Annotated in this window: 26 protein-coding genes; 12 read left to right on the top strand and 14 right to left on the bottom strand. The window is 72.8% G+C overall.

Annotation, left to right across the window (positions count from 1 at the left end):
- The first annotated feature begins 11 nt into the window (after positions 1-11).
- The gene (locus AB0J24_RS25850) at positions 12-1028 is read left to right on the top strand and encodes an NAD(P)-dependent alcohol dehydrogenase (protein WP_358685946.1); all 1017 of its coding nucleotides are present in this window, start codon (positions 12-14) and stop codon (positions 1026-1028) included.
- A gap of 94 nt (positions 1029-1122) precedes the next feature.
- Here AB0J24_RS25850 and AB0J24_RS25845 read toward each other — a convergent pair whose 3' ends face one another.
- The 3 genes from AB0J24_RS25845 to AB0J24_RS25835 are packed head-to-tail and all read right to left on the bottom strand — an operon-like array spanning position 1123 to position 3118.
- Positions 1123-1872 carry a hypothetical protein gene (locus AB0J24_RS25845; protein WP_358685944.1) on the bottom strand — a complete coding sequence of 250 codons (750 nt, stop codon included), beginning with the start codon at positions 1870-1872 and terminating at the stop codon, positions 1123-1125.
- A complete protein-coding gene (locus AB0J24_RS25840; protein ID WP_358685942.1) occupies positions 1869-2759 on the bottom strand; it encodes an ABC transporter ATP-binding protein in 891 nt (296 codons plus the stop codon). Before AB0J24_RS25840 ends, AB0J24_RS25845 begins: the two co-directional genes overlap by 4 nt.
- Positions 2756-3118 (bottom strand): GntR family transcriptional regulator, encoded by a 363-nt coding sequence (locus tag AB0J24_RS25835; RefSeq protein ID WP_358685940.1) that lies wholly within the window; start codon positions 3116-3118, stop codon positions 2756-2758. Before AB0J24_RS25835 ends, AB0J24_RS25840 begins: the two co-directional genes overlap by 4 nt.
- Positions 3119-3248: 130 nt before the next feature.
- On the opposite strand from AB0J24_RS25835, the gene AB0J24_RS25830 reads away from it, so the two are divergent.
- The 4 genes from AB0J24_RS25830 (at position 3249) to AB0J24_RS25815 (ending at position 5905) form a co-directional block, all read left to right on the top strand.
- Positions 3249-3590: a metalloregulator ArsR/SmtB family transcription factor gene (locus AB0J24_RS25830; protein WP_358685937.1), complete on the top strand. Its 342-nt coding sequence runs from the start codon at positions 3249-3251 to the stop codon at positions 3588-3590.
- A complete protein-coding gene (locus tag AB0J24_RS25825; protein WP_358685934.1) occupies positions 3587-3721 on the top strand; it encodes a hypothetical protein in 135 nt (44 codons plus the stop codon). The genes AB0J24_RS25830 and AB0J24_RS25825 overlap by 4 nt, the downstream gene beginning before the upstream one ends.
- Positions 3718-4224 (top strand): SRPBCC family protein, encoded by a 507-nt coding sequence (locus AB0J24_RS25820; protein ID WP_358685932.1) that lies wholly within the window; start codon positions 3718-3720, stop codon positions 4222-4224. Before AB0J24_RS25825 ends, AB0J24_RS25820 begins: the two co-directional genes overlap by 4 nt.
- A gap of 217 nt (positions 4225-4441) precedes the next feature.
- Complete coding sequence (locus AB0J24_RS25815) at positions 4442-5905, top strand: amidase (protein ID WP_358685929.1); 1464 nt, start codon at positions 4442-4444, stop codon at positions 5903-5905.
- A gap of 83 nt (positions 5906-5988) precedes the next feature.
- On the opposite strand, the gene AB0J24_RS25810 is transcribed toward AB0J24_RS25815, so the two are convergent.
- Positions 5989-6621 (bottom strand): hypothetical protein, encoded by a 633-nt coding sequence (locus tag AB0J24_RS25810; RefSeq protein ID WP_358685926.1) that lies wholly within the window; start codon positions 6619-6621, stop codon positions 5989-5991.
- Between the two features lie 131 nt (positions 6622-6752).
- Between AB0J24_RS25810 and AB0J24_RS25805 the strand changes: the two genes are divergently transcribed.
- A complete protein-coding gene (locus AB0J24_RS25805; protein ID WP_358685924.1) occupies positions 6753-7445 on the top strand; it encodes a TetR/AcrR family transcriptional regulator in 693 nt (230 codons plus the stop codon).
- 175 nt (positions 7446-7620) lie between these two features.
- Here AB0J24_RS25805 and AB0J24_RS25800 read toward each other — a convergent pair whose 3' ends face one another.
- The 5 genes from AB0J24_RS25800 to AB0J24_RS25780 all read right to left on the bottom strand — a co-directional run bounded on the left by AB0J24_RS25800 (position 7621) and on the right by AB0J24_RS25780 (position 13665).
- Positions 7621-8352 carry a hypothetical protein gene (locus tag AB0J24_RS25800; RefSeq protein ID WP_358685922.1) on the bottom strand — a complete coding sequence of 244 codons (732 nt, stop codon included), beginning with the start codon at positions 8350-8352 and terminating at the stop codon, positions 7621-7623.
- On the bottom strand, positions 8346-9302 hold the full coding sequence (locus AB0J24_RS25795) for an ATP-binding cassette domain-containing protein (protein ID WP_358685919.1): 957 nt from the start codon (positions 9300-9302) through the stop codon (positions 8346-8348). Before AB0J24_RS25795 ends, AB0J24_RS25800 begins: the two co-directional genes overlap by 7 nt.
- A 143-nt stretch (positions 9303-9445) precedes the next feature.
- Positions 9446-10087 carry a DedA family protein gene (locus AB0J24_RS25790; protein WP_358685917.1) on the bottom strand — a complete coding sequence of 214 codons (642 nt, stop codon included), beginning with the start codon at positions 10085-10087 and terminating at the stop codon, positions 9446-9448.
- Between the two features lie 156 nt (positions 10088-10243).
- Positions 10244-12418, bottom strand: a complete 2175-nt coding sequence (locus tag AB0J24_RS25785; protein ID WP_358685914.1) for a 3-hydroxyacyl-CoA dehydrogenase NAD-binding domain-containing protein — start codon at positions 12416-12418, stop codon at positions 10244-10246.
- Positions 12419-12444: 26 nt separating this feature from the next.
- Complete coding sequence (locus tag AB0J24_RS25780; protein WP_358685911.1) at positions 12445-13665, bottom strand: acetyl-CoA C-acetyltransferase; 1221 nt, start codon at positions 13663-13665, stop codon at positions 12445-12447.
- Between the two features lie 192 nt (positions 13666-13857).
- Here AB0J24_RS25780 and AB0J24_RS25775 point away from each other — a divergent pair, with 192 nt between their 5' ends.
- The gene (locus tag AB0J24_RS25775; RefSeq protein ID WP_358685909.1) at positions 13858-14598 is read left to right on the top strand and encodes a MerR family transcriptional regulator; all 741 of its coding nucleotides are present in this window, start codon (positions 13858-13860) and stop codon (positions 14596-14598) included.
- A gap of 29 nt (positions 14599-14627) precedes the next feature.
- The gene (locus AB0J24_RS25770) at positions 14628-15047 is read left to right on the top strand and encodes an acyl-CoA thioesterase (protein WP_358685906.1); all 420 of its coding nucleotides are present in this window, start codon (positions 14628-14630) and stop codon (positions 15045-15047) included.
- A gap of 225 nt (positions 15048-15272) precedes the next feature.
- On the opposite strand, the gene AB0J24_RS25765 is transcribed toward AB0J24_RS25770, so the two are convergent.
- Positions 15273-16232 (bottom strand): ferritin-like domain-containing protein, encoded by a 960-nt coding sequence (locus tag AB0J24_RS25765; protein WP_358685904.1) that lies wholly within the window; start codon positions 16230-16232, stop codon positions 15273-15275.
- 49 nt (positions 16233-16281) lie between these two features.
- Positions 16282-17238 carry a manganese catalase family protein gene (locus tag AB0J24_RS25760; RefSeq protein ID WP_358685902.1) on the bottom strand — a complete coding sequence of 319 codons (957 nt, stop codon included), beginning with the start codon at positions 17236-17238 and terminating at the stop codon, positions 16282-16284.
- 415 nt (positions 17239-17653) lie between these two features.
- On the opposite strand from AB0J24_RS25760, the gene AB0J24_RS25755 reads away from it, so the two are divergent.
- Together AB0J24_RS25755 and AB0J24_RS25750 are read left to right on the top strand one after the other, a co-directional pair.
- Complete coding sequence (locus AB0J24_RS25755; protein WP_358685900.1) at positions 17654-18154, top strand: DUF2243 domain-containing protein; 501 nt, start codon at positions 17654-17656, stop codon at positions 18152-18154.
- Between the two features lie 3 nt (positions 18155-18157).
- Entirely contained in the window at positions 18158-19111 is a 954-nt protein-coding gene (locus AB0J24_RS25750) for a cytochrome c oxidase assembly protein (protein WP_358685898.1), read from the top strand.
- Here the strand turns inward: AB0J24_RS25750 and AB0J24_RS25745 are convergent.
- The gene (locus AB0J24_RS25745) at positions 18993-20240 is read right to left on the bottom strand and encodes a fumarylacetoacetate hydrolase family protein (protein ID WP_358685966.1); all 1248 of its coding nucleotides are present in this window, start codon (positions 20238-20240) and stop codon (positions 18993-18995) included. The genes AB0J24_RS25750 and AB0J24_RS25745 overlap by 119 nt on opposite strands.
- Before the next feature lie 194 nt (positions 20241-20434).
- Between AB0J24_RS25745 and AB0J24_RS25740 the strand changes: the two genes are divergently transcribed.
- Together AB0J24_RS25740 and AB0J24_RS25735 are read left to right on the top strand one after the other, a co-directional pair.
- Entirely contained in the window at positions 20435-21523 is a 1089-nt protein-coding gene (locus tag AB0J24_RS25740; RefSeq protein ID WP_358685896.1) for an S-(hydroxymethyl)mycothiol dehydrogenase, read from the top strand.
- Positions 21523-22161 carry an MBL fold metallo-hydrolase gene (locus tag AB0J24_RS25735; RefSeq protein ID WP_358685894.1) on the top strand — a complete coding sequence of 213 codons (639 nt, stop codon included), beginning with the start codon at positions 21523-21525 and terminating at the stop codon, positions 22159-22161. Before AB0J24_RS25740 ends, AB0J24_RS25735 begins: the two co-directional genes overlap by 1 nt.
- A 95-nt stretch (positions 22162-22256) precedes the next feature.
- Here the strand turns inward: AB0J24_RS25735 and AB0J24_RS25730 are convergent, their stop codons facing one another.
- Together AB0J24_RS25730 and AB0J24_RS25725 are read right to left on the bottom strand one after the other, a co-directional pair.
- On the bottom strand, positions 22257-23450 hold the full coding sequence (locus AB0J24_RS25730; protein WP_358685891.1) for an MFS transporter: 1194 nt from the start codon (positions 23448-23450) through the stop codon (positions 22257-22259).
- 72 nt (positions 23451-23522) lie between these two features.
- The gene (locus AB0J24_RS25725) at positions 23523-24935 is read right to left on the bottom strand and encodes a carotenoid oxygenase family protein (RefSeq protein ID WP_358685888.1); all 1413 of its coding nucleotides are present in this window, start codon (positions 24933-24935) and stop codon (positions 23523-23525) included.
- Positions 24936-24987 lie beyond the last annotated feature (52 nt).

Genomic DNA, 24987 nt, shown 5'->3' with positions numbered 1-24987 from the left:
CGGTCTGCGCTGTGACCGCGAGTGTCGAGGTGCCGGAGTCGATGCGGTGCAGCGTGCTGCGCACCGCCGGTGAGCTGGAGGTCCAGGAGCGGGCGGTGCCCCGGCCGGGACACCGGGAGGTGCTGGTCCGGGTCGCCACCGTCGGAACCTGCGGCTCGGACGTCCACTACTTCCGGCACGGCCGGATCGGCAGCTTCGTGGTGCGCGAACCACTGGTGCTGGGGCACGAGCCGGCGGGCCGGATCGTCGCGGTCGGTGACGGGGTGGACCCCGCACGGGTCGGTCAGCGGGTGTCGCTGGAGCCGGGCGTCGGGTGCCGGCGCTGCCGGTACTGCCACAGCGGCGCCTACAACCTGTGCCCGGACATCTCGTTCTTCGCGACGCCACCGGTGGACGGCGCGTTCGCCGAGTACGTCGCGATCGCCGACGACTTCGCCCATCCGGTGCCCGACCACCTCTCCGACGACGCAGCGGCCCTGTTGGAGCCGCTGTCGGTGGCGATCTGGGCGCACCGCCGGGCCGGGACCGGGCCCGGGTCGCGGGTGCTGGTGACCGGCGCCGGACCGATCGGGCTGCTGGTCGCACAGGTCGCGGCGGCGACCGGCGCGACGGAGGTGCTGGTGAGCGACCCTGATCCCGGCCGGCGCGCGCTGGCCGGGACGTTCGGTGCGACCGCGGTGCTGGACCCGGTGGCCGAGGCGCCGGGCGGGGCCGGGGTCGACGTGTTCGTCGACTGTTCGGGCGCCACCCCCGCGGTGCTCGGCGGGCTGGCGGCGGTGCGCCCGGGCGGGACGGCCGTGCTGGTCGGAACGGGCACCGACGAGATGACCCTGCCGGTGTCGGCACTGCAGTCGCGCGAGATCACGCTGACCGGCACGTTCCGTTACGCGAACACCTGGCCGGCCGCGGTGGCGTTGGCGCCGTCGGTCGATCTGGACCGGCTGGTGACCGGACACGTCGACCTGGACCACGTCGGTGACGCGCTGGCCCCCGACCCGGCACAGGTCAAGGTGATGGTCCGGCCCTGACACGGGTGCGCGGCCCGGCACCACCCCCCAGTGGATGCCGGACCGCGCACGGTGCGGCCGGGTCCCCCGCGCCCGGCCGTGGATCGAGGACGGATCAGGGCTGCGCCCGCCGCAGCACCAGGTAACCACCGGCCACCGACAGCGCCGCCAGGATCAGCGGGTAGCCCGCGAGCAACAGGATCGTCGGAGTCTCGACGAAGAACCTCCCGAACGAGAACCACGCGTTCTGCCAGGTGAGGTACATGACGATCGCGGCGACCACGACGAGCAGCCCGATGCACACCGCCCAGACCCCGGTCTGACCCCAGCGCCGGAACACGGCACCGATGGCGAGGAAGAGGAACGAGATCGTCATCAGCGGCACCCAGTAGGCGAGCACCTGCAGGAACAGGTTGGGCTGGCCTATGAAGCCCATCTCGAAGAACTGGACCCCCAGCCCCCAGCCGCCGGTCCAGCGCTCGATCTGGAGGAGCAGGGTCAGGACGACCGCGCTGAACAGTGTCTCCGCCGCCACCAGCAGCGAGGTCCCGATGTAGAAGTGTCGCCGGGTGATGCCCAGGCTCAGCGCGAACGGCATCACCTGGGTCATCACGGCCAGGAACGTGCTGGCCACGATGAAGTAGAACGACGCCAGCGCCCCGGTGTAACCAGTTTCCTCGGCTCCGACGTTGGCCCGGATCACCCACCAGATCGCCTGGTGGACGACGAAGATCGCGGTCAGGATCACCCAGGCCCCGCCCAGCCGGCTGCGCAGCGCGACGGTGCTGAGCCGGGCGGCGGCGAGCACCCGGTCGGTGCTGGAGAACGCCGTGTCCGGGTCGGGGTGCACGGTGGCGGCGGTCATGACAGGACCTCCTTCTCGAGGCGGGCGCCGGAGTTCTGCTGGGTGGTCCGGACGACGAGCTGCTGCAGCGAGACCGGTTCGAACTGCAGGTTCGGCTCCGCCGACGCCGGCTGCACCCCGGACAGGGTGACCCGCAGGAACCCGCCGAGCTGCTCGCGGTGCAGCTCGACGTGGCCGCGGGCGAAGCGTTCGACCGACTCGACCGGGCCGGTGACGGTGATCGCGCGACCGCGCAGCGCCTCGGCCTCCTCGTCGATCAGGACCCGCCCCTTGTCGATCAGCACCACGTGCTCGATCAGGTCGGACACCTCGTCGATCAGGTGCGTGGACAGCACGACGGTGCGCGGGTTCTCGGCGAAGTCGGCGAGCAGGTGGTCGTAGAACATCTGCCGGGCGACCGCGTCCAGGCCCAGGTAGGGCTCGTCGAAGAAGGTCAGCGGGGCCCGCGAGGCCAACCCGATGATCACCCCGACCACCGAGTGCTGACCGCGGGAGAGTTTCTTGCAGGCCCGGTCGACCGGCAGCGCGAACTCCTCGACCAGCCGGTCGGCGAAGGCGCGGTCCCAGTGCGGGTAGACGTGCGAGGCCGCGGTGAGCACGTGCCGGGCCTTGTAGTCGTCCGGGTACTTCAGCGACTCGCGGATGAAGCAGGTACGGGCGAGCACGCGGGCGTTCTCGTAGGGGCGTTCGCCGAAGATCTCGGCGGCCCCCGAGGTCGCGAAGTTCTGCGCGGTCAGGATCTGCATCGCGGTGGTCTTGCCGGCACCGTTGCGGCCGAGCAGGCCGTGGATGCGGTTCTCCTGCAGCGCGAAGGTGACGTCGTCCAGGGCGGTCACGTCGCTGTAGCGCTTCGTGACGCCGTGCATGGCCGCGACGGTGGCACTCATCGGTCGTCCCCCCAGACGTCGATCATCTTCTTGAGCTGCTCCGGATCGATCCCGATCTTGCGGGCCTCGATCACCAGCGGAGCGATGTACTGCCGGGCGAAGTCTTCCCGGCGGCGCTCCAGCAACCGGGTCCTCGCCCCTTCCGCCACGAACATCCCGATCCCCCGTCTCTTGTAGAGGACACCCTCACTGACCAGCTGGTTGAGCCCCTTGGCCGCGGTCGCCGGGTTGATCCGGTGGAAGGCGGCGAGCTCGTTGCTGGACGGCACCTGGGTCTCCTCGGGATAGGTGCCGTCCACCACCGCCGAGGCGATCTCCTCGGCGATCTGCACGAACAGCGGTCGGCCGTCGTCCTTCACGGAGACCTCTCGGTGCTGTAGTGCGGTGGTTCATTACTCATGTAATGAACCATAGGACCAACGAGCTCGGACTGTCCAGGCCTAAAGGGATCAGTTTTTACTTATATAAGTTTCATGCTAACTTCGTCGCGTGGAAGCCTTCGACGTGCTCGGTGACCCGGTGCGCCGGCGGATACTGGAGCTGCTCGCCGCGGGTGAACACAGCGCCGGCGAGATCACCACGGTCGTCCGCGGCGAGTTCGGGATCTCCCAGCCCGCCGTCTCCCAGCACCTGCGCGTGCTCCGGGAGAACGGGTTCGCCACCGTCCGCGCGGAAGGGGCCCGGCGCATCTACGCCGTCGACCCGTCCGGGGTCGACGAGGCCCAGCAGTGGCTGACCCGGTTGCGCGGGTTCTGGTCGCAGCGCCTGGACGCACTCGGCACCGAACTCGCCCGCGGTCGCCGCCGCACCCGACCCGAGGAGCCCCGATGAACGACGTGCGCACCGTCCCGGACGGGCTCAGCGGCCCGTCGCCCGCCGGCTCGGTGGGCGCCCCCGGCACCGGCCGGCCGCGACATCGCCACCCCTACGCCCTCGCGCGTACGCCGGGGTGGCACCGGTGAGCGGCCCGGCGGGCGAGGTGCGCACCGGCCCCGACGGGCGCCGGGTACTGGCCTTCCGACGGGAGTTCCCGGACCCGGTCGAGGACGTGTGGGCTGCGGTGACCGATCCGACGCGGTGCGCCCGCTGGTTCGGCACCTGGACCGGTGACGCACGGCCGGGTGGAACGGTCGCGCTGAGCCTGACCAGCGAGGAGGACGGCGGCGGACCACCGTCGGAGGCCCTGATCACCGAGTGCGAGCCCCCGCACCGCCTGACGGTACGGATCGCCGAGGACGACGGGCCCGCGTGGGAGCTCGCGGTCTCACTGCACGCCTCCGGGTCCGGCACCGTGCTCCGTTTCGAGCAGGTGCTGCCCGATTCCTTCGACCCGGCCGACGCCGGGCCGGGTTGGCACTGGTACCTGGACCGGCTCGCCGCGGTGCTGTCCGGAGGGCCGATGCCGGACTGGGAGGCCACCCTGGCCGCGACCGCGCAGTACTACCGCACCGAACGACCGCACTGAACGACCGCACTGAACGACCGCACTGAACGACCGCACTGAGGGCCGCACCGAACGACCGCACTGAGGGCCGCACCGAACGGCCGCACCGAACGGCCGCACCGAACGACCGCGCCGAGCCGGTAACCCGATGGCCGCCGCGGGCCCCGGTCACCGACACTGTGCCGGCGCCCGGTGGCGGCCGCCGCGGGAACACGACGAACGACGGACGGGGGCCCCGGTGCACGACACCGAACCGACCTGGCGGAGCGCGGGTGAGCTGGCGGCCGACCTGGCAGCGGGCCGGGTCTCGGCCGTCGAGCTCACCGACGCCGCGATCGCCCGGATCGAGCGGCACGACCCGACGCTCAACGCGGTGTGCGTTCCCGACCTCGACCGGGCCCGCGACGCCGCTCGCGCCGCCGACGCCGCGCTCGCCAGGGGTGAGCGGCGGCCGCTGCTCGGCGTGCCGCTCACCGTGAAGGAGTCGTTCCACGTGGCCGGGCTGCCCTCCACCTGGGGCATCCCGGAGCACGCCGGCACCGTCCCGGACACCGACGCGGTGGCGGTGCAGCGGATCCGGGCCGCGGGTGCGGTCGTCCTGGGCACCACGAACGTGCCGCTGCACCTGGGCGACCTGCAGAGCTACAACGACGTCTACGGCACCACCCGCAACCCGTGGGACCCGGACCGCACGCCGGGCGGGTCGTCGGGCGGGTCGGCCGCCGCGCTGGCGGCCGGTTACGGAGCGCTGTCGATCGGTTCGGACATCGGCGGGTCGTTGCGCAACCCGGCGCACAGCTGCGGCGTGTACGCGCACAAACCCTCGGTCGGTCTGCTGCCGCTGCGCGGGCACGCACCCCCCGGGTTCCCGGTCCTGCCCGCCGAGCACGATCTCGCGGTGATCGGGCCGATGGCGCGCAGCGCGGCGGACCTCGCCCTCCTGCTCGACGTCCTCGCCGGGCCGGACGAGCTCACCCACGCGGCCGCGTACCGGCTCACGCTCCCGCCGGCCCGTCGCGCCGAGCTGCGCGACCACCGTGTCCTGGTGCTCGACGGCCATCCACTGCTGCCCAGCTCGGCGGCCGTGCGGGCGGTGATCGACGCGTTCGCCACGGCGCTGGCCGGCGCCGGGGCCACGGTGCTGCGCGACCACCCGTCGCTGCCCGACCAGGCCGAGTCGGCCCGTGTGTACATGCGGCTGCTGGAGTCCGGTCTCGCCGCGGGACACCCGCAGGAGGTCTACGAACGCGCACGCGCCACGGCAGCAGGTCTCGCCGACGACGACCACGGCCTCGCCGCCGAGCGCGCCCGCGGCGCGGTGCTCAGCCACCGCGACCGGGTCGCCGCCGAGCAGAGCCGTGCCCGCGTCCAGGGGCAGTGGCGGGAGCTGTTCGCCGTGGTGGACGTGGTGATCGCACCGATCGCACCGATCACGGCCCACCCGCACGACCACACTCCGCCGGCCGGACGGCGGATCACCGTCGACGGCGTCACGTACCCGTACTTCGACCAGCTCGCACTGGCCGGGATCGCCACGCTGCCCGGCCTCCCGGCGACCGCGCTGCCCGTCGGCCGGGCCGGCGACGGTCTACCGGTCGGCGTCCAGGCGATCGGCCCCCTGTACGGGGACCGCACCACCCTCGCCTTCGCCCATCTCGTCGAGCGGGAGTTCGGCGGCTTCGTCCGGCCACCGCTGGACTGAACCGCGCCGGCTCACTGCGCCGCCCCGCTGCGTCGGCTCACCGCGCGGCTCGCCTGCGTCGGGACCCGGCCGCGGGCCGCGTGTCAGCCCACCGCTGCGGCCCGCTCCGCACCCACCGGCCTGCGCAGCGCCGTGGCCAGCAGCAGGCAACCCACCGCCAGCAACACCCCGTGCGCGATCCGCAGCGCGGGCGGTGCGAAGAACTGCGGCAGGTACAGCACCAGTGCGGTGGCGAGCACGGCGGCCGCCAGCACGCCGAGCCCGCCCCGGCGCGCGGCCACCAGTACCGCGATCCCGGCCACGGCCACCGCGAGGAGCCCGATCGCGAAGGTCGCGGCGGCGTACGGCCCCAGCCGGATGCCCTCGGCGAGCGCGGCGGCGAGCCCCGCGTCGATCCCGGAGCCGAGCAGGCCGATCCGCTCCAGCGCGTACGCCTCCGCTCCGTAGTACGGCAGGACGAGGGCCGCGCCCACCCCGGCCGACACCAGCGCCACGGCAGCGGACCGCTCCCCCGGCGTGCCGCGCAACCGCGCCCACACCCCGGCGAAGCCCGGCACCAGCAGCGCGAACCCGACCACCCCGAGCAGGTGCGAGGGCACCCACAGCGGCTGCGCCCAGACCTGCGGCCCGTCGGTCCACGGCCGCAGCACCGGGTAGGCGGCGAACGCCACCCCTGCGACGCCGAGCGCCCGGATCCCCCATCCCGTCCGATCCATCACGGCCCCTCCGCCTCGTGTCCACCGCGCCGTCGACCCCGACGCTCGCAGCACCGGCCGGAAAACGCAAGAGCAATGCTCTCGTTTCAGACTATCGCTTCACAACGGCGGCGGTCGTCTACCGTGCCGGTGTGAACGCCTCCCGCACCGCCCGCGAGCGCGCCCGCGCCGAGCTCGTCGCCGAGATCACCGCCGCGGCGCGGCGGCAGCTGGCCGACACCGGTGCCGCCGCGCTCTCCATGCGGGCCGTCTCCCGCGAGCTCGGCATGGTCTCCTCGGCGCTGCACCGCTACTTCCCGACCCGCGACCACCTGCTCACCGCCCTGATCGTGCAGAGCTACGACGCGTTGGCCGATGCCATCGAGAGCGCGGTCGCCGGCCGCACCGACCCGGCAGCCCGCTGGCGCGCGCTCGCCCACGCCATCCGGAACTGGGCGCTCGCCCACCCGCACGAGTACGCCCTGATCTACGGCTCCCCGGTGCCCGGTTACCGGGCTCCGGCCGACACCGTCCCGGCCGCGGCCCGCGGCATCGCGCCGCTGGGCCGGTTGCTCGCCGACGCACACGCCGCGGGCACGCTCGCCGTCGACCCGGCGCCGGTGGCAGCCGGGCCGGCCGCCGACGCCGACCGGTTCCGCGCCGCGCTGAACACCCCTGACCTGCCCGACCAGGTGCTGCTGGCCGCCATCACCGCCTGGACCGGACTGTTCGGGCACGTCTCGTTCGAGCTGTTCGGTCAGTTCGAGAAGCTGCTGGAGCATCGGACCGCCGCGTTCGACGCCACCGTCGTCCGGCTCGGCCGGATCGCCGGGCTCCGCACCTGACCGCCCCGGACCCGGCCCACCGGGCACCCGGTGACCGGCCACCCGGCCACCGAACCCGTGCACCGGAAGCCGGTGCACGACGAACACCGCGCGCCGAACGCTCAGTGCACCCGGAGCTCAGTGCACCCGGGACCACCGGAGGCCCAGCGCACCGGAGGTTCAGCGCACCGGAGGTTCAGTGGCCGGGACGCAACCGCTCGAGCAGTCGCCGCACCAGCCGATCCCAGCGCTTCCGCCAGGTGGCGAACCCACCCTGCTCGACCCGCACCACCACGGTCAGCGCCGCCCCCGCCACCAGCACCGCCAGCAGCAGGTCACCGAAGGGGCCCAGCCCGCCTCGGCCGGTGCCCAGCGACGCCGCAGCCGTGCCGACCGGCGGCAGCCAGGCGCTCGTCCCGGTGACCACCAAGAAGGTCAGCGCGGCGACCAGCGCGACGCCCTCGCTGCGGAACAGCGGCCGGGCGAACACCGAACCCACCGCCGCACCGGTGATCCCGCAGGCCAGGTGCGCGAGCATGCCGTCGAGCAGACCACCCGTGGTGGCCGTACCCCAGGCCGCGACCACCCCCCACACGACGGCGACCAGCCCGAGCGCGGCGATCCCGGCGGTCGCGGCGAGCAGCACACCCGCGGCGACCGGGAGCGGCCCACCCGCGGCGGACAGCGTGACCGTGCGGGCCACGTCGTCCTCGGCCTCGGCGAGCGCGTGCGCGAACCACGCCCCGACCGGGTAGAGCAGCAGCGCGCTCGCCGCCCACGGCTCCGGCAGCGGCGCGGGGTCGCCGGCGAACAGGAACGCGACCACCGCGACGTAGAGCACGGCGGGGGCGATGAACCGCTCCGAGCGGGCCAGGTCCTCACCGAGCAGCATCGCCACGGCGAAGGCCGACCGGGCCCGCCTCACCACTGCGGCGCTCCCGGCCCCCGGGGGCGCCGCGCGGGCCGGTCGGATGGGCGGGGCACGCCGGTCCGCGACCGGGTATCCGGAGCGGCGGGGGTCCCGTCGGCCTCCCGGCGCACCGGCCGGACCGATCGCACCGCACAGCCCGCGGCCAGCGCGGCCATCAGCCAGGCGTCGCTGTCCGGAACGGGCACCCGGACGGTCAGCCGCCCCGGGGCGGCCGCCTCCACCCGGGCCGGCGGCAGGCTCTCCAGCACCGGACGGGGATCACCGGCGCAGGCGAGGTCGAGCCGCATCACCGAGCCGGGCGGCGGCGCCGTGCGCAGCGGCACCGAGTCCGGGTCGGAGGCGGCGGCCAACCTGCCGGCCCGCAGCCGGTACAGGCGGGCACCCGCGAGGCCGGCCGCGGTGCCGGTGCGGTCGGTGAGCAGCAGCCCGCCGGAACGCTCGGCCAGCAACCGGGTGAGCACGTCGGCCGCGTCGTCGTCGAGCCCGGACCACGGCTCGTCGAGCACCACGAGGTCCGGATCGCAGACCAGCGCCTGCACCAGACCGATCTTCTGCACGTCGGACCGGGACAGCTCGGACATCGGCTCGTCGTCGGCGCCGCCGTAACCGAGTTCCTCGAGCAGCTCGTCGGCCCGCTCACCGGTGTCGTCCGGGTCGAGCCCACGGACCCGGGTCATGTGGTCGAGCCAGCGCCGCGGCGGCAGCTTCGTCCGCGCGGGGAACCGGTCGGGCAGGTACCCGACGACGGCAGGCGGGTCCTCGATCTCACCCGCGGTGGGGACGACGGCGCCCGCCGCGACGCGCAGCAGCGTCGTCTTGCCGGCACCGTCCGGACCGCGCAGCACGGTCGGCGCGGCCGGGTCGACGACCAGGTCGATCCCGCGCAGCGCGACGATCCCGGACGCGTGGGTGTGGTGGATGCCGACGAGGCGCACGACCACCTCCACCCGTCAGTCCGTCAGCTGGCTGCGGATCAGGTTCGCACAGCGGCGATGATCGACCTCCGACCGGTAGCACACCGGTACCCCCCGTGGTGGGACCGGCACGCGGGGCGTTCGCGATCACCCGTCCGCCGCAGGGAACGGCGTGTTCAGCGCGGGGCGGGCGCGTCCTTCTCCTGCACCCCGCCGCGCGCCCGGCGCTGCTGGACCTTCCGCCAGATCAACCAGCCCAGCACCAGGGCACCGATCATCGCGACGACCTTGCTCAGCGGCGACATGTAACCCTCGATGTCCTCCCAGCGCTCGCCGAGCGTGAACCCGAGATAGACGAAGATCGCGTTCCAGACGGCGCTGCCGATCGTGGACAGCCCGACGAACCGCAGCAGCGGCATCCCGGCGATGCCGGCCGGGATGGAGATGAGGCTCCGGACGATCGGGATGCAGCGCCCGCACAGCACGAACCAGTTGCCGTAGCGCTCGAACAGGTCGAGGCCCTTCTCCAGGTCCTTCTGACTGGAGAGGATGAACCAGCGGTTCCCGGCGAGCCGGTGCACGCGCTCGAAGCCCAGCATCGCGCCCAGCGCGTAGAGCACCAGCGCACCCGCGACGGCACCCATCGTGGCGGCCGCCCACACGCCGATCGGGTCCATCGCACCGGTCGACGCACGGAAGCCGCCCAGCGGGAGGATGACCTCCGACGGGATCGGCGGGACGACGTTCTCCAGGAAGATCAGCAACCCGATCCCGGCCGCCCCGAGCCGGTCCACGATGTCGAAAACCCACTGCGTCACGCACTCCATGGTGCACGTGACGGGAAACCGGCGTCAGGTCGGCCGGTCCGCGCGGCCCCGGCCCGCGGCGAGCCCGGGCCACCCGCGGGGGCCCGGCCCACGACGGAGCCCCGCCCGCACGGAGGGTGCGGACGGGGCTCGCGGGGCCGTGCCCGATCAGGCGGCCGCGGTGGCCGACTCCCCCTTCGCGGCCCGGTCACGCAGCGACTGCGGGACGTCGAACCGCTCGCCGTAGGCGGCCTTCAGCTCGTCGGCGCGGGCGACGAAACCGGCCGGCCCGCCCGGGTAGCCCTCGATGTACTGCAGCACGCCACCGGTCCACGGCGGGAAGCCGATGCCGAAGATCGAGCCGATGTTGGCGTCGGCCACCGTCCTCAGCACGCCCTCGTCGACGCAGCGCACGGTCTCGATGGACTCGATGAACAGCATCCGCTCGCTGAGCTCGCGCAGGTCGACGTCGTGGTTGGTCGCGCCGAACTCCTCGCGCAGCCCCGGCCACAACCCGGTCCGCTTGCCGTCGGCGTAGGAGTAGAACCCGGCACCGGAGCTCTTCCCCTTGCGGTCGAACTCGTCGACCATCCGGTCGATCACCGCGTCGGCCGGGTGCGGCGTCCAGGTGCCGCCCGCGGCCTCGACACCCCTGCGGGTCTCCTCGCGGATCTTGCGCGGCAGCGTGAGGGTCAGCTCGTCCATCAGCTGCAGCACCGGCGCCGGGTAACCGGCCTGCGACGACGCCTGCTCGATCGTCTGCGGGTCGATGCCCTCGGCGAGCATCGCGACGCCCTCGTTGATGAAGGTGCCGATCACCCGGCTGGTGAAGAAGCCGCGCGAGTCGTTGACCACGATCGGCGTCTTCTTGATCCCCAGCGTCAGGTCGAACGCCTTGGCCAGCGCCTCGTCGTTCGTCCGCTCGCCGGAGATGATCTCGACCAGCGGCATCTTGTCGACCGGGGAGAAGAAGTGCAGACCGATGAAGTCGTCAGGGCGGTCCACGCCGCGCGCCAGTTCGGTGATCGGCAGGGTCGAGGTGTTCGAGCAGAGCAGCGCGTCCGGGGCGACGTGCTTGGCCGCCTCCCGGAAGACCTCCTGCTTGAGCTCGACCGACTCGAACACCGCCTCGATCACGACGTCGGCGCCGGCCAGGTCGGCGTAGTCGTCGGTCGGGGTGATCCGGGCGAGCAGCGCGTCGCCCTTCTCCTGGGTGGTCTTCCCGCGGGAGACGCCCTTGGCGACCAGGCTCTCGGAGTACGCCTTGCCCTTCGCCGCGGCCTCGGCCGAGACGTCCTTGAGCACGACCTCCCAGCCGGCGAGCGCGCAGACGTAGGCGATCCCGGCGCCCATCATCCCGGCGCCGAGCACGGCGACCTTGGTGGGCTGCCACTTCGCGGGGCCGTCCGGGCGGGACTTGCCGCCGTTGATCGCGTTGAGGTCGAAGAAGAACGCCTTGGTCATGTTCTTCGAGACCTGGCCGGTCACCAGCTCGGTGAAGTACCGGCCCTCGATCCGCAGCGCCGTGTCGAAGTCGACCTGGGTGCCTTCGACGGAGGCGGCCAGGATGTTGCGCGGGGCCGGCATCGGTGCACCCTTGAGCTGCTTGCGCAGGTTCGCCGGGAACGCCGGGAGGATCGAGGCCAGCGACGGCGTCGACGGCGTGCCGCCCGGGATCTTGTACTTCGGCTGGTCCCAGGGCTGCTTGGCGTCCGGGTTCGCCTTCACCCAGTCCTTCGCCTTCGCCACGACCTCCTCGGGGGTGGCCGCCAGCTCGTCGATGATCCCCAGCTCGAGGGCCTTCGCGGGCTTGAGCCGCTGGCCCTGGGCCAGCACGTTCATGAAGCCGTTCGCGATGCCCAGCATCCGGGTGATGCGGGTGACGCCGCCGCCACCGGGCAGCAGACCCAGGGTGACCTCGGGCAGGCCGTAGAGCACGCCCTTCGCGTCGATCCCGACCCGGTGGTGGGCGGCCAGGCCGATCTCCAGCCCGCCGCCCAGGGCGGTGCCCGCCATCGCGGCCGCGACCGGGCGGCCGAAGGTCTCCAGCCTGCGCAGCTGAGCCTTCACCTCGCCGACCATCTCGAAGACCTGCGGGGCGTCGTCCGGCCCGGCCGCCGAGAGCTGCTCCAGGTCGCCACCGGCGAAGAAGGTCTTCTTCGCCGAGGTGATGACGACACCGACGATGTCGTCCTTCGCCGCGACGATCTCGTCGACGACCTCACCCATCGCCGACCGGTAGCGGTCGTTCATGGTGTTGGCGCTGCGGTCCGGGTCGTCGAGGGTGATGACCGCGATCCCGTCCGCGTCGGTCTCCCAGCGGACGGCCTTCTGCTCAGTCACTGTGTTCTCCAGTCCTTCAGCCGCGCTCACACGCGCTCGACGATGGTGGCGATGCCCATGCCGCCGCCGACGCACAGCGTGGCCAGCCCGCGGCGCAGGTCGCGGCGTTCCAGCTCGTCGACCAGCGTGCCGAGGATCATCGCCCCGGTGGCACCGAGCGGGTGACCCATGGCGATGGCGCCGCCGTTGACGTTGGTCTGCTCGTGCGAGATGCCCATGTCGCGCAGGTAGCGCAGGGCGACGGCGGCGAACGCCTCGTTGATCTCGAACAGGTCGATGTCGTCGACCGTCAGCCCCGCCTTGGCGAGCGCCTTGCGGGACGCGGGCGCCGGGCCGGTCAGCATGATGGTCGGGTCGGCGCCGGACAGCGCGGTGGCGACGATCCGGGCCCGCGGGGTCAGGCCGTTGGCCTTCCCGGCCGCCTCGGTGCCGATCAGGGTCAGCGCAGCACCGTCGACGATGCCGGACGAGTTGCCGGCGTGGTGCACGTGGTCGATCTTCTCGACCCAGTGGTAGCGCTGCAGCGCGACGGCGTCGAACCCGCCGTCACGGCCCATCATCTCGAACGACGGCTTCAGCCCGCCGAGCGTCTCGACGGTCGCCCCGGCCCGGATGTGTTCGTCGCGGTCCAGGACGGTCAGGCCGTTGCGGTCCTTGACCGGCACGACCGAGTTCGCGAACCGGCCGTCCGCCCAGGCCTTCGCGGCGCGGGTCTGCGACTCGACGGCGAACGCGTCCACGTCCTCGCGCGAGAAGCCCTCCAGGGTCGCGATCAGGTCGGCACCGATGCCCTGCGGCACGAAACCGGTCTCGTACGCGGTGTCCGGGTCCATCGCCCAGGCCCCGCCGTCCGAGCCCATCGGCACCCGGCTCATCGCCTCGACGCCGCCGGCGATGACCATCTCCTCCATGCCCGAGCGCACCTTCTGCGCGGCGGTGTTCACCGCCTCCAGGCCGGAGGCGCAGAACCGGTTGAGCTGCACGCCGGCGACGGTGTCCGGTAGTCCCGCCGCGATGGCGGCGGTCTTGGCGATGTCGCCTCCCTGGTCGCCGATCGGTGAGACGACCCCGAGCACCAGGTCGTCGACGACGGCCGGGTCCAGCTCGGGGTTGCGCCTGCGCAGCTCGTCGATCAGGCCGACCACCAGGGAGATCGGCTTGACCTCGTGCAGCGAGCCGGACGCCTTGCCCCGGCCGCGCGGTGTGCGGATCGCGTCGTAGATGTAGGCCTCGGGGATCTCGCTCATCCGAACCTCTCGTGGGTGGTCGGTAGGCGTGACGCGTGGGACGTCATCGTTCCTACTTGCTGGTAGCTTTTGTTACAGCAGCACTGTCACATGGTCAATACGCCTGACCGAGTATGTGACAGCAATGATGTCACACCGAAGATGTCACATCGCTGCTGTCACGTTCGCCGGTCGCGCCGTAACCTGCTCGCCATGTCCGCTCCGGCAACCCCTGACGACCTGCTCACCGTCGACCAGCTGGCCGAACGGACCGGGCTGTCGGTGCGCACGATCAGGTTCTACGCCGCGAAGGGCCTGCTGCCCGCTCCGCGGTTGCGCGGCCGGACCGGCCTCTACGACGCGGGGCACCGCGCGCGCCTCGAGCTGATCAGCGAGCTGACCGGGCTCGGCTTCACCCTCGCCGCGATCGAACGCCAGCTGGAACGGCTCCCGCACGACGCGGGTCCCGAGGAGCTCGCACTGCAGCGCGCGCTGCTCACCCCCTGGATCCCCGAGCACGGCGAGGACCTGACCCGCGCCGAGCTGGACCGCCGGGCCGGGCGGGCGCTCACCGACGACGACGTCGACACCCTGGAGACGCTCGGCGCGCTGGTCCGCGGTGACGACGGCCGGGTCCGCGTGCACGGCGCGACCGCACTCGCCACCGCACTCGCCGCGCTGGATTCCGGGTTGCCGCCGGAGATGTGGCAGCGCGCCCAGGCGGTGATCGAGAAGCACACCTCGGCGCTGGCCGAGGACCTGATGGCGCTGTTCCAGCACGAGGTGCTCCAGCCCTACCGGGACCGGGGCCGGCCCGCCGAGGAGCGAAGCAGGCTCGCCGCGGCGCTGTCCCGGCTCAAGCCGATCACCGTGCAGGGGGTCGTCACGACGTTCGGCCGCGCGGTGAACCGGACGATCCGGGAGCGGATGGGCGGCGCGGCGCAGAGCGGGTGAACCACACCGGGCCGCCGTAGCATCACCGCATGGCGAGCTTCGAGTTCCCCGTGCGGGTGCGCTACCACGAGGTGGACGCCCAGGGTGTGGTGTTCAACGCCTGGTACCTGGCCTGGTTCGACGAGGCCATGACCGAGTTCCTGGAGCACCGCGGGCTGACCTACCGGGCGATGCTCGACGCCGGCTACGACGTCCAGCTCGTGCACACCGAGATCGACTGGCGGGCCGGGATCGGCTGGGGCGAGGACGTCGTCGTCGCCGTGTCGACGGCGCGGATCGGCACGACGAGCTTCGACCTCGACTTCGCGGTCCGACGCGGCGACGACACGGCCACCTGCACGGCCCGCACCACCTACGTGGTGATCGCCGTCGACGGGTCCGGCAAGCGCGAGATCCCACGGTTGATCGAGCGGGCGCTCGGCACCCCCGCACCGTTGCGCGGCACTTGACCTGACACTGCACGCCCACCTGTCCCGCAGGCGATGCGCCGGACGAGGTGGGCGCGGGTGCCGGGGCGGCGACCCGCGGCCCGGAACGGACTGCGACGTGCACGGCGGGACGCAGGGTGCCGCCGACCGTCGTCGGTCGTCGTCACCCCGGCCGGCCCGGCGGACACGGTGCGCCTCGCGCGCCGGTGGCCCGAGCCCGCCGGGCACGGCCGGACGCTGCCCACGTCAGGACACGGCCTCGCGGGCCACCTCGGCGTGTCGGGTTCGCGCCACGGTCACGACACCGGTGCGGTTCTTGTGCTGCTCCTCGTAGCGCAGCACGGCCTGCACCGCCTCCAGAGAGTCGAGACGGCGGATCGCGTCGGCCGCCTCGCCGACCGGCAGCGCGTCGTAGTCCGGCACCGGGAGCTCCGCGGCGGTCAGCGCACCGCGGGTACGACGGATGCCGTGCACCAGGCGGGCGGTGTCCGGAGCACCCTCACCGCGGGCGACCTGCTCCGCACGGTCCAGAGCGGCGTCGAACCCGGCGCCCAGGATGTCCCCGGCGTCCCGGGCGGCGCGGTCGACACCGTCGGCGAGTGCCGCCATCGAGCGTCGGGCCCGCTCCCCGGCCCGGCTGATCTCGTTGCCGGCCCGGTTGATCCCGCCCGCGGTGACCCGTGCGGGCAGCCGCACGACGTGGGTCAATCCACCGCGCACGACCTGCATCGGGGTGGCGCGCAGCGGCGCGGGACCGCCCACCGCCGCCTCGGCGAGAACGGTCGTCAGCCACTCGACGGTCTCGGTGTGGGCCTCGACCAGCTCACCGGCCAACCGGTGGACGCGGTCGGGACCGTCGGCCGTGAGGGCCTGCAGGTACCGGGCCCGGTCCTGGAGCTGGCGCTCCAGAGCGAGGTCACCCAGCAGTGCCTCGTCGAACCGCTGGGCCTGCTCGGCCTGGCTCTTCACGAGCGCCACGATCCGCCCGGCGAGGGTTCCGACGAAGTCCGGGACCGCGTCGAGCTCGCGCAGTGCCTGCTGGATGCGGTCGAGCCGTTGCTCGGCGCGCTCGGCGTTGTCCGCCAGTTCCTTGCGCGTCTGGTCGGTGCGGGCCTGGGCCATCCGGATGCGGGCGACCTGGTTCTCGGTGCGGGTCAGCTGCTCCAGCGTGCGGAGCTGGGCGATGATGGCAGGAGTGTCCGTCATGAGTGTCCTCTCGAAGGTCGAACGGGATGCTCGTCGTCGTGGGGCGCGGTCAGCTCGTGCGTCCCCACTGCCCCTCGGGCTCGTCCATCTCCATCTCGGCGACCGCCTGGACCATCGCGAGGAGCTCAGGGTCCAACCCGGGGCCGAACTCCTCCGGTCGCTCGACCGCGATGTCCATCGGGACCCCCTCGGGGGCCTGCTCGGTGCTCAGCTGCGTGCCGTCCGCGGACGGGGAGTCACCGCGGTAGAGACGCCCGGCCTCCGAGAGCTGGTCGAGGCTGAAGGTGTACTGCTTGCTCTGCAGACCCTGGTCGAGCAGCGTCTTCACCTCGGGGAACTTCTCGGCGTTCGTCTTCGGGATCGGGAGCAACCTGTTCCAGCTGACTCCCAGCGCCTCGAGAGCCTTGGCATAGGCGTTCTCGTGAGCCTGATCGCGCACGATGAGGTAGGCGATCGTCGATCGGGCGGTCTTGTTCGCCGTCATCTCGTACAGCCGACACTTCTGCAACCGCCCGGTCGACTCGAGCATCAGGTTGTAGAGCAGGTTCAGCGGCAGGTTGCCGCTGTCGTAGACGTACTTGCCGGTCCAGGGGTCACCCTGGGCGTCGACCGGGAGCGCGCCCTGAGCGCCGACCAGGTAGTGGTGAATGTTGCCCTCGGTGAGCGCCATGTTCAGCGGGGTGGCTCCGCCGGCACCCGGGGCGTCGAGATCGGTCGGGTCGCCCTGGTAGCGGGGGGAGCCGTCGGTGAGCCGGGCGATCGTGGTCGCGATCAGCTCGACGTGGCCGATCTCCTCCGTACCGATGCCGTAGAGCAGGTCGCGGAACGGTTTGCCGTCCGGTCCGCGGAAATTGAAGCTCTGGAACAGGTACTGCATCATCGTGCGCATCTCGCCGAACTGGCCGCCGAGCCCCTCCTGCAGCGCGTTCGCTGCGGCGGGGTCCGGTTCGTCGGGAACGATCTCGTTCAACAGGCGCTGCACGTGGAAGAACACAGGCGATCTCACCTCAGGATGTAGGAGCGGAGAACACAGGGTGTGGGAACGGAGAACTCGGCGTACGCGAGTCGGGGCGATCCGTGATCTCAGGTCATGTACCGGCGGTTACCCCGGACCCGGGACTCCTACACCCGCGCCCGGACCCGACGCCGGCCGGCGGCGGGTCGCGACCACCTCGACGCCGGCGAAGGTCTCGTGGTTCACCCCGAGCGCACGAGCTCCGTCGCGGACCGACCGGCCCGTCGAGCACCGGCTCGGCGAGTTACGGCGAGACGCCTCCGGGTACCCGGCTCGACGCCCCACGGCGCGTCCTCCTCCCCGGCCACCGCCGAGTCCGGAGGTGTCCGGCAGGTAGGGGTTCACGTCAGGTGTTCGGACACGTACGCCGACTCAACACGAGACCGGCACAGCCTCGGGGGAACCGATGTCCACAGCAGCGCGAGGAGAACCGCGCGCACGCCATCGTCGCAATCTGACCGCGGGCATCCTGTTCGGCCTGGGAACGGTCGCCTTCGTCGACGAGGTGGTCTTCCACCAGCTCCTGCACTGGCACCACTTCTACGATCTGTCCACGAGCGAGGTGGGACTGGTCTCGGACGGGCTCTTCCACGCCTTCAGCTGGTTCGCCACCGTCGCCTCGCTGCTGATGGTCGCGGCGCTACGTCGCGAACACACGTTCTGGGGCCTGGCCTTCGCTGCCGGGTGGCTGAGCGGGGCAGGATTCTTCCAGCTCTACGACGGGTTGATCCAGCACAAGGTGCTGGGTCTGCACCAGATCCGTTACGGCGTGAACCTGGTTCCCTACGACGTGACGTGGAACGTCATCGCCGCCGTGCTCCTCGTCAGTGGAGTCGCGCTGTGGACCCGCACCGCACGGCACGCGGGCCGGTCCGGCCGGCCCGCCGAACCCACCGAGGCCTCCTGATCCATGGACCACCACGGGCACCACGGCTCCGAGGCCGCCCTGCTCGGCCCGGGAGAGTGGGCAACCACGATTCTGTTGCTGACCGCCCTCACGAGCTACGCGGTGGCAGTGGTGATCCTGCACAGGCGCGGCATCTCCTGGCCGGGCGGCCGCACCGCCTCGTGGGCGGGGGGCCTCCTGTGCGTGGGCGTGGCACTGGTCGGCCCCCTGGCCGAACGGGCTCACGACGACTTCACCGTGCACATGGCCGGGCATGTCCTGCTGGGGATGCTCGGGCCGCTCCTGCTGGCGTCGGCGGCCCCGATCACCTTGGCGTTGCGGACACTGCCGGTGGCCGAGGCCCGCCCCCTCGCCCGATTGCTGTCCTCGGCCCCGCTGGCCGTGCTGACGAATCCGTTCGTGGCGGGCGTGCTCAACATCGGCGGCCTATGGGTGCTCTACCGCACCGACCTGCACGCCCTCATGCAGACCGACCCGGTGGTGCACGCCGTGGTCCACACGCACGTGCTGGCCGCCGGATACCTGTTCACCGTCGCCGTCCTGGGCGGTCCCGATCCGGTGCGGCACCGGCCCTCCCCGCCGTGGCGGGCAGCGGCGCTGGTCATGGCGATCGCCGCACACAACGTGCTCGCCAAGTCCCTCTATGCGTTCCCGCCCGAGGGGGCCCCCGTCGAACAGGCCCGCGCCGGGGCCGAGCTGATGTACTACGCGGGTATGCCGGTGGAGATCGTGCTGATCTTCCTGGTGTGCCGTCCCTGGATCCTGCCGGGTCCAGGGGGACCCGCGGACGGGCGCGTTCGAGGAACTCCGTCTCGTCGGGGAGGGACGCGAGGCGGCGTCAGGCGCCTGCCGTTGCCGTTCCGGTCGTCGCCGACGGTCGGCCCGCGGGACGGACGCGGCCCCGCACCTCCCCCAGCGCGAACCGTCGGCCGTCGGCGCCCGGCGCGGTCGCGCTGATCACGACCTCGTCGCCGTCCTCGAGCCAGCAGCGCTGTGCGCCGCCGGGCAACGCGACCGGGTCCCGGCCGTTCCAGGCGAGCTCCAGCATCGAACCGAACTGTCCGCGCTCCGGACCGGAGACCGTCCCCGAGCCGAGCAGGTCGCCCGCGCGCACCCCGGCCCCGTTCGAGGTCAGGTGCGCCACCAGCTGCTCCGGCGACCAGTAGAGGTCCGCGGCGGGCGGGGTGGAGATCCGCTCGCCGTTCAGGTGCACGGCCAATTCGACGTCCAACCCCTGTGCCGGTGACGACGGGGTGAGGTAGGGCAGCGGTTGCGGGTCGTGCGGCGGGACCGGGACCCGGGCGGCGGCGAGCTCGTCGAGCGGGGTCACCCAGGCCGAGATCGAGGTGGCGAAGGATTTGCCCAGGTGCGGGCCGAGCGGGCGGGTCTCGAAGCCCTGGACGTCGCGGGCCGACCAGTCGTTGAGCAGTACCACACCGAAGACGTGGTCCGCGGTGTCGTCCACCGCGATCGGGCCGGGCGCCGGGCCGCCGAGCACGAATCCGAGTTCCGCCTCCAGGTCGAGGCGGCGGGTCGGGCCGAAGTCGCCCGCGGCGCGCTGCCCGGACGGCCGGACGACCGGCGTCCCGCTGACCCGGACCGTTCCAGCGCGACCGTGGTACCCGACGGGCAGGTGCCGCCAGTTCGGGGCGAGCGGCTCGGCGTCCGGCCGGAAGATCAGGCCCGCGTTGCGGGCGTGCTGCTCGCAGGCGTAGAAGTCGACGTAGTCGGCGACGGTGAAGGGCAGCACCGGCACCAGCCCCTCGGCGGGGAGCCGGTGCGCGAACGCCTTCTCGTGGTCGTCGCGCCAGCCGCGCAGCCACTCGACGACCTCGCGCCACACCCGGCGGTCCGCCGCGAGCAGCCGGTCCAGGTTCGGCGCGGTCAGCAGCTCGGGGTGCGGTCCACGCTGCGCGGTGGCGAGCGACCCGACGTCGAGCAGGCCGCCGTCGGGCAGCGGGCAGGCGATCCGGGAGCTGCCGGGCCGGCCCGCCCCGGCGACGACACCCAGGGCGAGCCCGGGCGGCGGCAGCTGAGCGGGCGGCCCGGCCGGCTCGGAGGACACAGGGGAGGCGGGTGGCGGCACCGTCACAGCCGTCGACCGTACGCGGCCCGGTCGTGCCGTGCCGTGGGCCGCTGCCCGACCTGTGGACAGGTAACTGTCGAGTAACACGTGTTTCGCGCCGACTCGGCGAGACAGCCCCCGGGCACGCATGCCAGAGTCGTGATCTGAGCATCTGTCGACGGACGTCGTCGACGACGACCTGGAAGTAGGTACGAATGACACAACAGGTACGCGGCGTCGTCGCCCGCACCAAGGGCGCGCCGGTCACCATCGAGACGATCAACGTCCCGGATCCCGGCCCGGGTGAGGCCGTGGTGAAGATCCAGGCCTGCGGGGTCTGTCACACCGACCTCCACTACCGCGAAGGTGGCATCAACGACGAGTTCCCGTTCCTGCTGGGCCACGAGGCCGCCGGGATCGTGGAGTCGGTCGGCACCGGCGTCGTCGATCTCGAGCCGGGCGACTACGTGGTGCTGAACTGGCGGGCCGTCTGCGGTGTGTGCCGGGCCTGCAAGAAGGGCAAGCCGCACCTCTGCTTCGACACCCACAACGCGACCCAGAAGATGACCCTGACCGACGGCACCGAGCTGTCGCCGGCCCTGGGCATCGGTGCGTTCATCGAGAAGACCCTGGTCGCTGCGGGCCAGTGCACCAAGGTCAACCCGGACGCGCCCGCGAAGGTCGCCGGGCTGCTCGGCTGCGGCGTGATGGCCGGTCTCGGCGCGGCCGTCAACACCGGCCAGATCGGCCGCGGCGACTCGATCGCGGTGATCGGCTGCGGCGGTGTCGGTGACGCGGCCATCGCCGGCGCCAAGCTGGCCGGTGCGACGACGATCATCGCCGTCGACACCGACCCGAAGAAGCTGGAGTGGGCGAAGGGCTTCGGCGCCACGCACACCGTGAACGCCAAGGAGACCGACCCGGTCGAGGCCATCCAGGCCGCCACCGGTGGCTTCGGGGCCGACGTCGTCGTCGAGGCGGTCGGGCGCCCCGAGACCTACAAGCAGGCGTTCTACGCCCGCGACCTGGCCGGCACAGTCGTCCTGGTCGGCGTGCCCACACCGGACCTGCAGGCCCCGGAGATCCCGCTGATCGACTACTTCGGTCGCGGCGGTGCGCTCAAGTCGTCCTGGTACGGCGACTGCCTGCCCAGCCGGGACTTCCCGACCTACGTCGACCTGTACCTGCAGGGCCGGTTCCCGCTCGACAAGTTCGTCACCGAGGAGATCGGGATCGACGGCGTCGAGAAGGCGTTCGAGAAGATGCACTCCGGCGAGGTGCTGCGTTCGGTGGTGGTCCTCTGATGGCCGCTGCCGACTCCGCCATCGGGCACGTCGTGACGTCCGGGACGTTCAACCTCGACGGCGGCAGCTTCGAGGTCGACAACAACGTCTGGATCGTCGGGGACGACTCCGAGGTCTTCGTGATCGACGCCGCGCACGACGCCGACGCGATCGCCGCGGCGGTCGGGGACCGCCGGGTCAAGGCGATCGTCTGCACGCACGCGCACGACGACCACGTCAACCAGGCCCCGGTGCTGGCCGACCGGTTCTCGGCTCCGATCCTGCTGAACCCGGCCGAGCACGTCCTGTGGGACATGACCTGGCCGGACCGCAGGCCCGACGCCGAACTCGCCGACGGTCAGGTGCTCTCCGCGGGCGGGATCGACCTGCGGGTGCTGCAGACCCCGGGGCACTCCCCCGGTTCGTCCTGCCTCTACGCCCCCGAGCTGGGCGTCGTCTTCACCGGCGACACGCTGTTCCAGGGCGGGCCGGGTGCGACCGGGCGGTCGTACTCGAGCTTCGACACGATCATCGAGTCGATCCGGACGACGCTGCTGACCCTTCCCGGTGACACCGAGGTCCGCACCGGCCACGGTGACTCCACGAAGATCGGTGACGAGGCCCCGCATCTGGAGGAATGGATCCGGAACGGGTCCTGACCAGCTCCGTCGGGCCGGGCCCGGCACCGGGCATGTCCGGTGCCGGGCCCGCCGCACGCCGGGACGCCGCCGGCCCACCGCCCCGGCGCCGGGCCTCAACCGGACCGGCGCCGGACCAGCGGTGTGACGCCGAGCAGCACCGCGGCCGCGGTACCGAACGCGGCGAGGTAGCCGAAGGGTTCGGCGATCGCACCCAGGCCGGTGGCGCCGAGACCGGTTCCCGCGTCGAAGGCGATGTTCCACGCCGCGCTGGCCTGGCCGTAGTGCAGCGGGCCGGCCGCCGCGAACAGGGCGACCAGTGCGTCGTTCTGGACGACGCCGAACCCGATCCCGACGGCGGCCGCGCCCGCCACCAGGAGCACCGCGGACAGCGGCGCGGCCAACACCCCGGCCATCCCGGCCCCGGCGATCAGGGTCCCGGCCGGAAGGAGCGCGCCGGGCCGGCCACTGCGGTCGGCCCGGGCCCCGGCGAACCCGCGGCCGAGCAGCGCACCCAGCGCTGTCGCGAACAGCGCCGTGGGGACGGCCGCCGGTGCGCCGGGGACGGCGAGCGGCGCGAAGGTGATCACACCGCCCTGCGCGGTGGAGCAGGCCAGCATCGCCAGCACCGGGGCGGCCGGCAGCCGGTGCCGCGGGGCTCGTGGGTGCCCGGCGAGGCGGGCGGACCGGGAGGGCCGGGCGGACCGGGAGGGCGGGGCGGACGCCGGGCGCCGGGCGGCGAGCCGGCCGCGATGGGGCCCGCGCACGAACGCGACGACCAGTGCGCCGGCCACCGGCGCGATCCCGGCCGCGAGGAACACCCCGGCGAAACCGGTGAGATCGACGACCGCGACCCCGGCCGGCAGCAGTGCGAGCTGGGGCACCCCGACCGCGTAGCCGTAGCGGGCCGAGGCCCGACCGTGCGCGGACGGTTCGACGAGTTCGGCCACCAGCGCGCTGCCGGCGACCGTCGCCATGCCGAAGCCGATCCCGCGCACCGCCGAGACCGCCAGCACCGGCGCGAGCTCCGCGGACAGCGCCAGCAGCGGGGTCGGCAGGCCGAGCAGCAGCGACCCGATGACGAGCACGGCACGGTGCCCCGCCCGGCGCAGCAGCGCCGGGACCAGCAGCTGGGTGCCGACGGTGACCGCCATCAGCACACCGGTGGTCAGCCCGGCGCCGAACGCGCCGGAGCCGCCCCGGGCCACCCACAGCGGCACCACCGGCAGCAGCAGCGCGTACCCGCCGAACCCGAGCGCGGTCGCACCCAGCAACAGCAGGAACGAGGGCGAGGACAGGGAACGGGGCACACCCCACCCTCGCAAGCCGCGTCCGGCGCCCGCCGGTCCGGCCCGTCCCCGTCCCGCCGACGTGGACAGCGGTCAGGCCTGCGGGTCCGGGACCCAGGAGCCGTGGAACCCGGACGGCACCCCGCGCGGCAGCGTCACCCGGGCGACCGGGTCGTCGGCGGGAGCCCGGGCGTCGAGCACGAGCAGTTCGGACGCCCGGCCGTCGCGGGTGGTGGTGATCGAGAGCAGCCATCCGTCGTCCTCGGCGCGGTCCGGTGCGGCGGACGGCACGAACACCGCCTCGCCGGCGACGACGTCGGGGCCGAGCTCGTGCACGGCCAGCTCGTCCCGGACCCGGTCGTGGCGCAGCACCGCGGCGCGGGGCACACCGGACGGGCCGGTACCGGCGGCGATGTCGGCCGCGATGTCGGCGCTGTCCAGGACGGCGTAGGTGTAGCGGTTCGGCCGGCCGACGACGGCGTCGTCGACGGTGGGGAACTCCGGGCCCGCCTCGGAGAGCGCGGTCTCGGTGACCGCGCCGGTGGCCGGGTCGAGCGTCCACCGGTGCAGCGTCGCCTGCCCGGTGGCGGCCGCGGACGCTGCCGGGCCTGCCGGGTCGTCACCGAGCGAGGGCCACATCACGGCGACGTCGGCCGGGGAGTAGCGGGCCCCGTCGACGACGATCCGGCCACGCTCGTCGGTGTGCGCGTTGCCGACGTGGAACACGAAGCACGGGTCGATCTCGAACCAGCGGACCTCGCCCGGCCGCTCCAGCGGCATGACGCCCATGCGGGCGCCGTAACCGTCGTCCCACTGGTAGGGCATGGCACCGGTGAGTGCGATGTCCATCCGGAACGTCATCGGCAGGTCGAGGAAGATCGCGTGCCGCTCGGTGATCGCGAAGTCGTGCATCAACGTCGGCCCCGGCACGGCGATCCCGGCGGAGGCGACGAGCTCTCCCGCGGCGGACACCCGATGGTAGGTGAGGTACGGCGGGGTGAAGCCGTATCCGAAGGCGTGCAGGTCACCGGTGACCGGATCGGTCTTGGGGTGCGCCGTCATCGCGGTGCGCAGCCGCCCGCCGAAGTCCACGGCACCGACGGTCCCGAGATCGGGCGTCACCTCGTAGGGCAGCCCGGCCTCGACGAGTGCGAGGATGCGGCCCGCGTGCGGCACGACGTGGGTGTTGGCGGGTACCGCCGTCAGGTCGGGGGTGCCGTCCGGGGTGAACGGCGGCCTGCCCTCCAGCAGGCCGGTGCGCACCCAGCGGTTGCGGTACCACTCGGCGCGGCCGTCGCGCAGCCGGATCCCGTGCAGCATCCCGTGCCCGGCGAACCAGTGGCCCGGGTCCTCCCCCGGTAACGGGTTGGGGCCGTTACGCAGGTAGCGGCCGGTCAGCTCGGGCGGGAGCGCGCCGCTGACCGGCAGGTCGTGCGCGGTGATCTCGTCCGGGACGGGGGCGAAGTGGCCCTGCAGGTAGTCCGGGACGCGGTCGGTCGTCGTCATGCCGACGAGCATCGAGGTGCCGGATACGACATGTCAATACTTATATGTCGAT

The organism is Pseudonocardia sp. NPDC049635 (assembly GCF_040659795.1).
In the GTDB taxonomy this organism is placed as follows: Bacteria; Actinomycetota; Actinomycetes; order Mycobacteriales; family Pseudonocardiaceae; genus Pseudonocardia.
Note: the sequence above shows the minus strand (reverse complement) of the source record. Positions and strands in the feature narration are given on the sequence as shown.

What these genes read in the sequence shown, in the direction of transcription:
- AB0J24_RS25735 (WP_358685894.1), top strand. Translation starts at nt 21,523, where the DNA reads ATGGCCGCTGCCGACTCCGCCATCGGGCACGTCGTGACGTCCGGGACG.
- AB0J24_RS25825 (WP_358685934.1), top strand. Translation starts at nt 3,587, where the DNA reads ATGAACGACGTGCGCACCGTCCCGGACGGGCTCAGCGGCCCGTCGCCC.
- AB0J24_RS25765 (WP_358685904.1), bottom strand. Translation starts at nt 16,232, where the DNA reads ATGACGGACACTCCTGCCATCATCGCCCAGCTCCGCACGCTGGAGCAG.
- AB0J24_RS25740 (WP_358685896.1), top strand. Translation starts at nt 20,435, where the DNA reads ATGACACAACAGGTACGCGGCGTCGTCGCCCGCACCAAGGGCGCGCCG.
- AB0J24_RS25725 (WP_358685888.1), bottom strand. Translation starts at nt 24,935, where the DNA reads ATGACGACGACCGACCGCGTCCCGGACTACCTGCAGGGCCACTTCGCC.
- AB0J24_RS25770 (WP_358685906.1), top strand. Translation starts at nt 14,628, where the DNA reads ATGGCGAGCTTCGAGTTCCCCGTGCGGGTGCGCTACCACGAGGTGGAC.
- AB0J24_RS25810 (WP_358685926.1), bottom strand. Translation starts at nt 6,621, where the DNA reads ATGGATCGGACGGGATGGGGGATCCGGGCGCTCGGCGTCGCAGGGGTG.
- AB0J24_RS25775 (WP_358685909.1), top strand. Translation starts at nt 13,858, where the DNA reads ATGTCCGCTCCGGCAACCCCTGACGACCTGCTCACCGTCGACCAGCTG.
- AB0J24_RS25840 (WP_358685942.1), bottom strand. Translation starts at nt 2,759, where the DNA reads ATGAGTGCCACCGTCGCGGCCATGCACGGCGTCACGAAGCGCTACAGC.
- AB0J24_RS25750 (WP_358685898.1), top strand. Translation starts at nt 18,158, where the DNA reads ATGGACCACCACGGGCACCACGGCTCCGAGGCCGCCCTGCTCGGCCCG.
- AB0J24_RS25845 (WP_358685944.1), bottom strand. Translation starts at nt 1,872, where the DNA reads ATGACCGCCGCCACCGTGCACCCCGACCCGGACACGGCGTTCTCCAGC.
- AB0J24_RS25780 (WP_358685911.1), bottom strand. Translation starts at nt 13,665, where the DNA reads ATGAGCGAGATCCCCGAGGCCTACATCTACGACGCGATCCGCACACCG.
- AB0J24_RS25755 (WP_358685900.1), top strand. Translation starts at nt 17,654, where the DNA reads ATGTCCACAGCAGCGCGAGGAGAACCGCGCGCACGCCATCGTCGCAAT.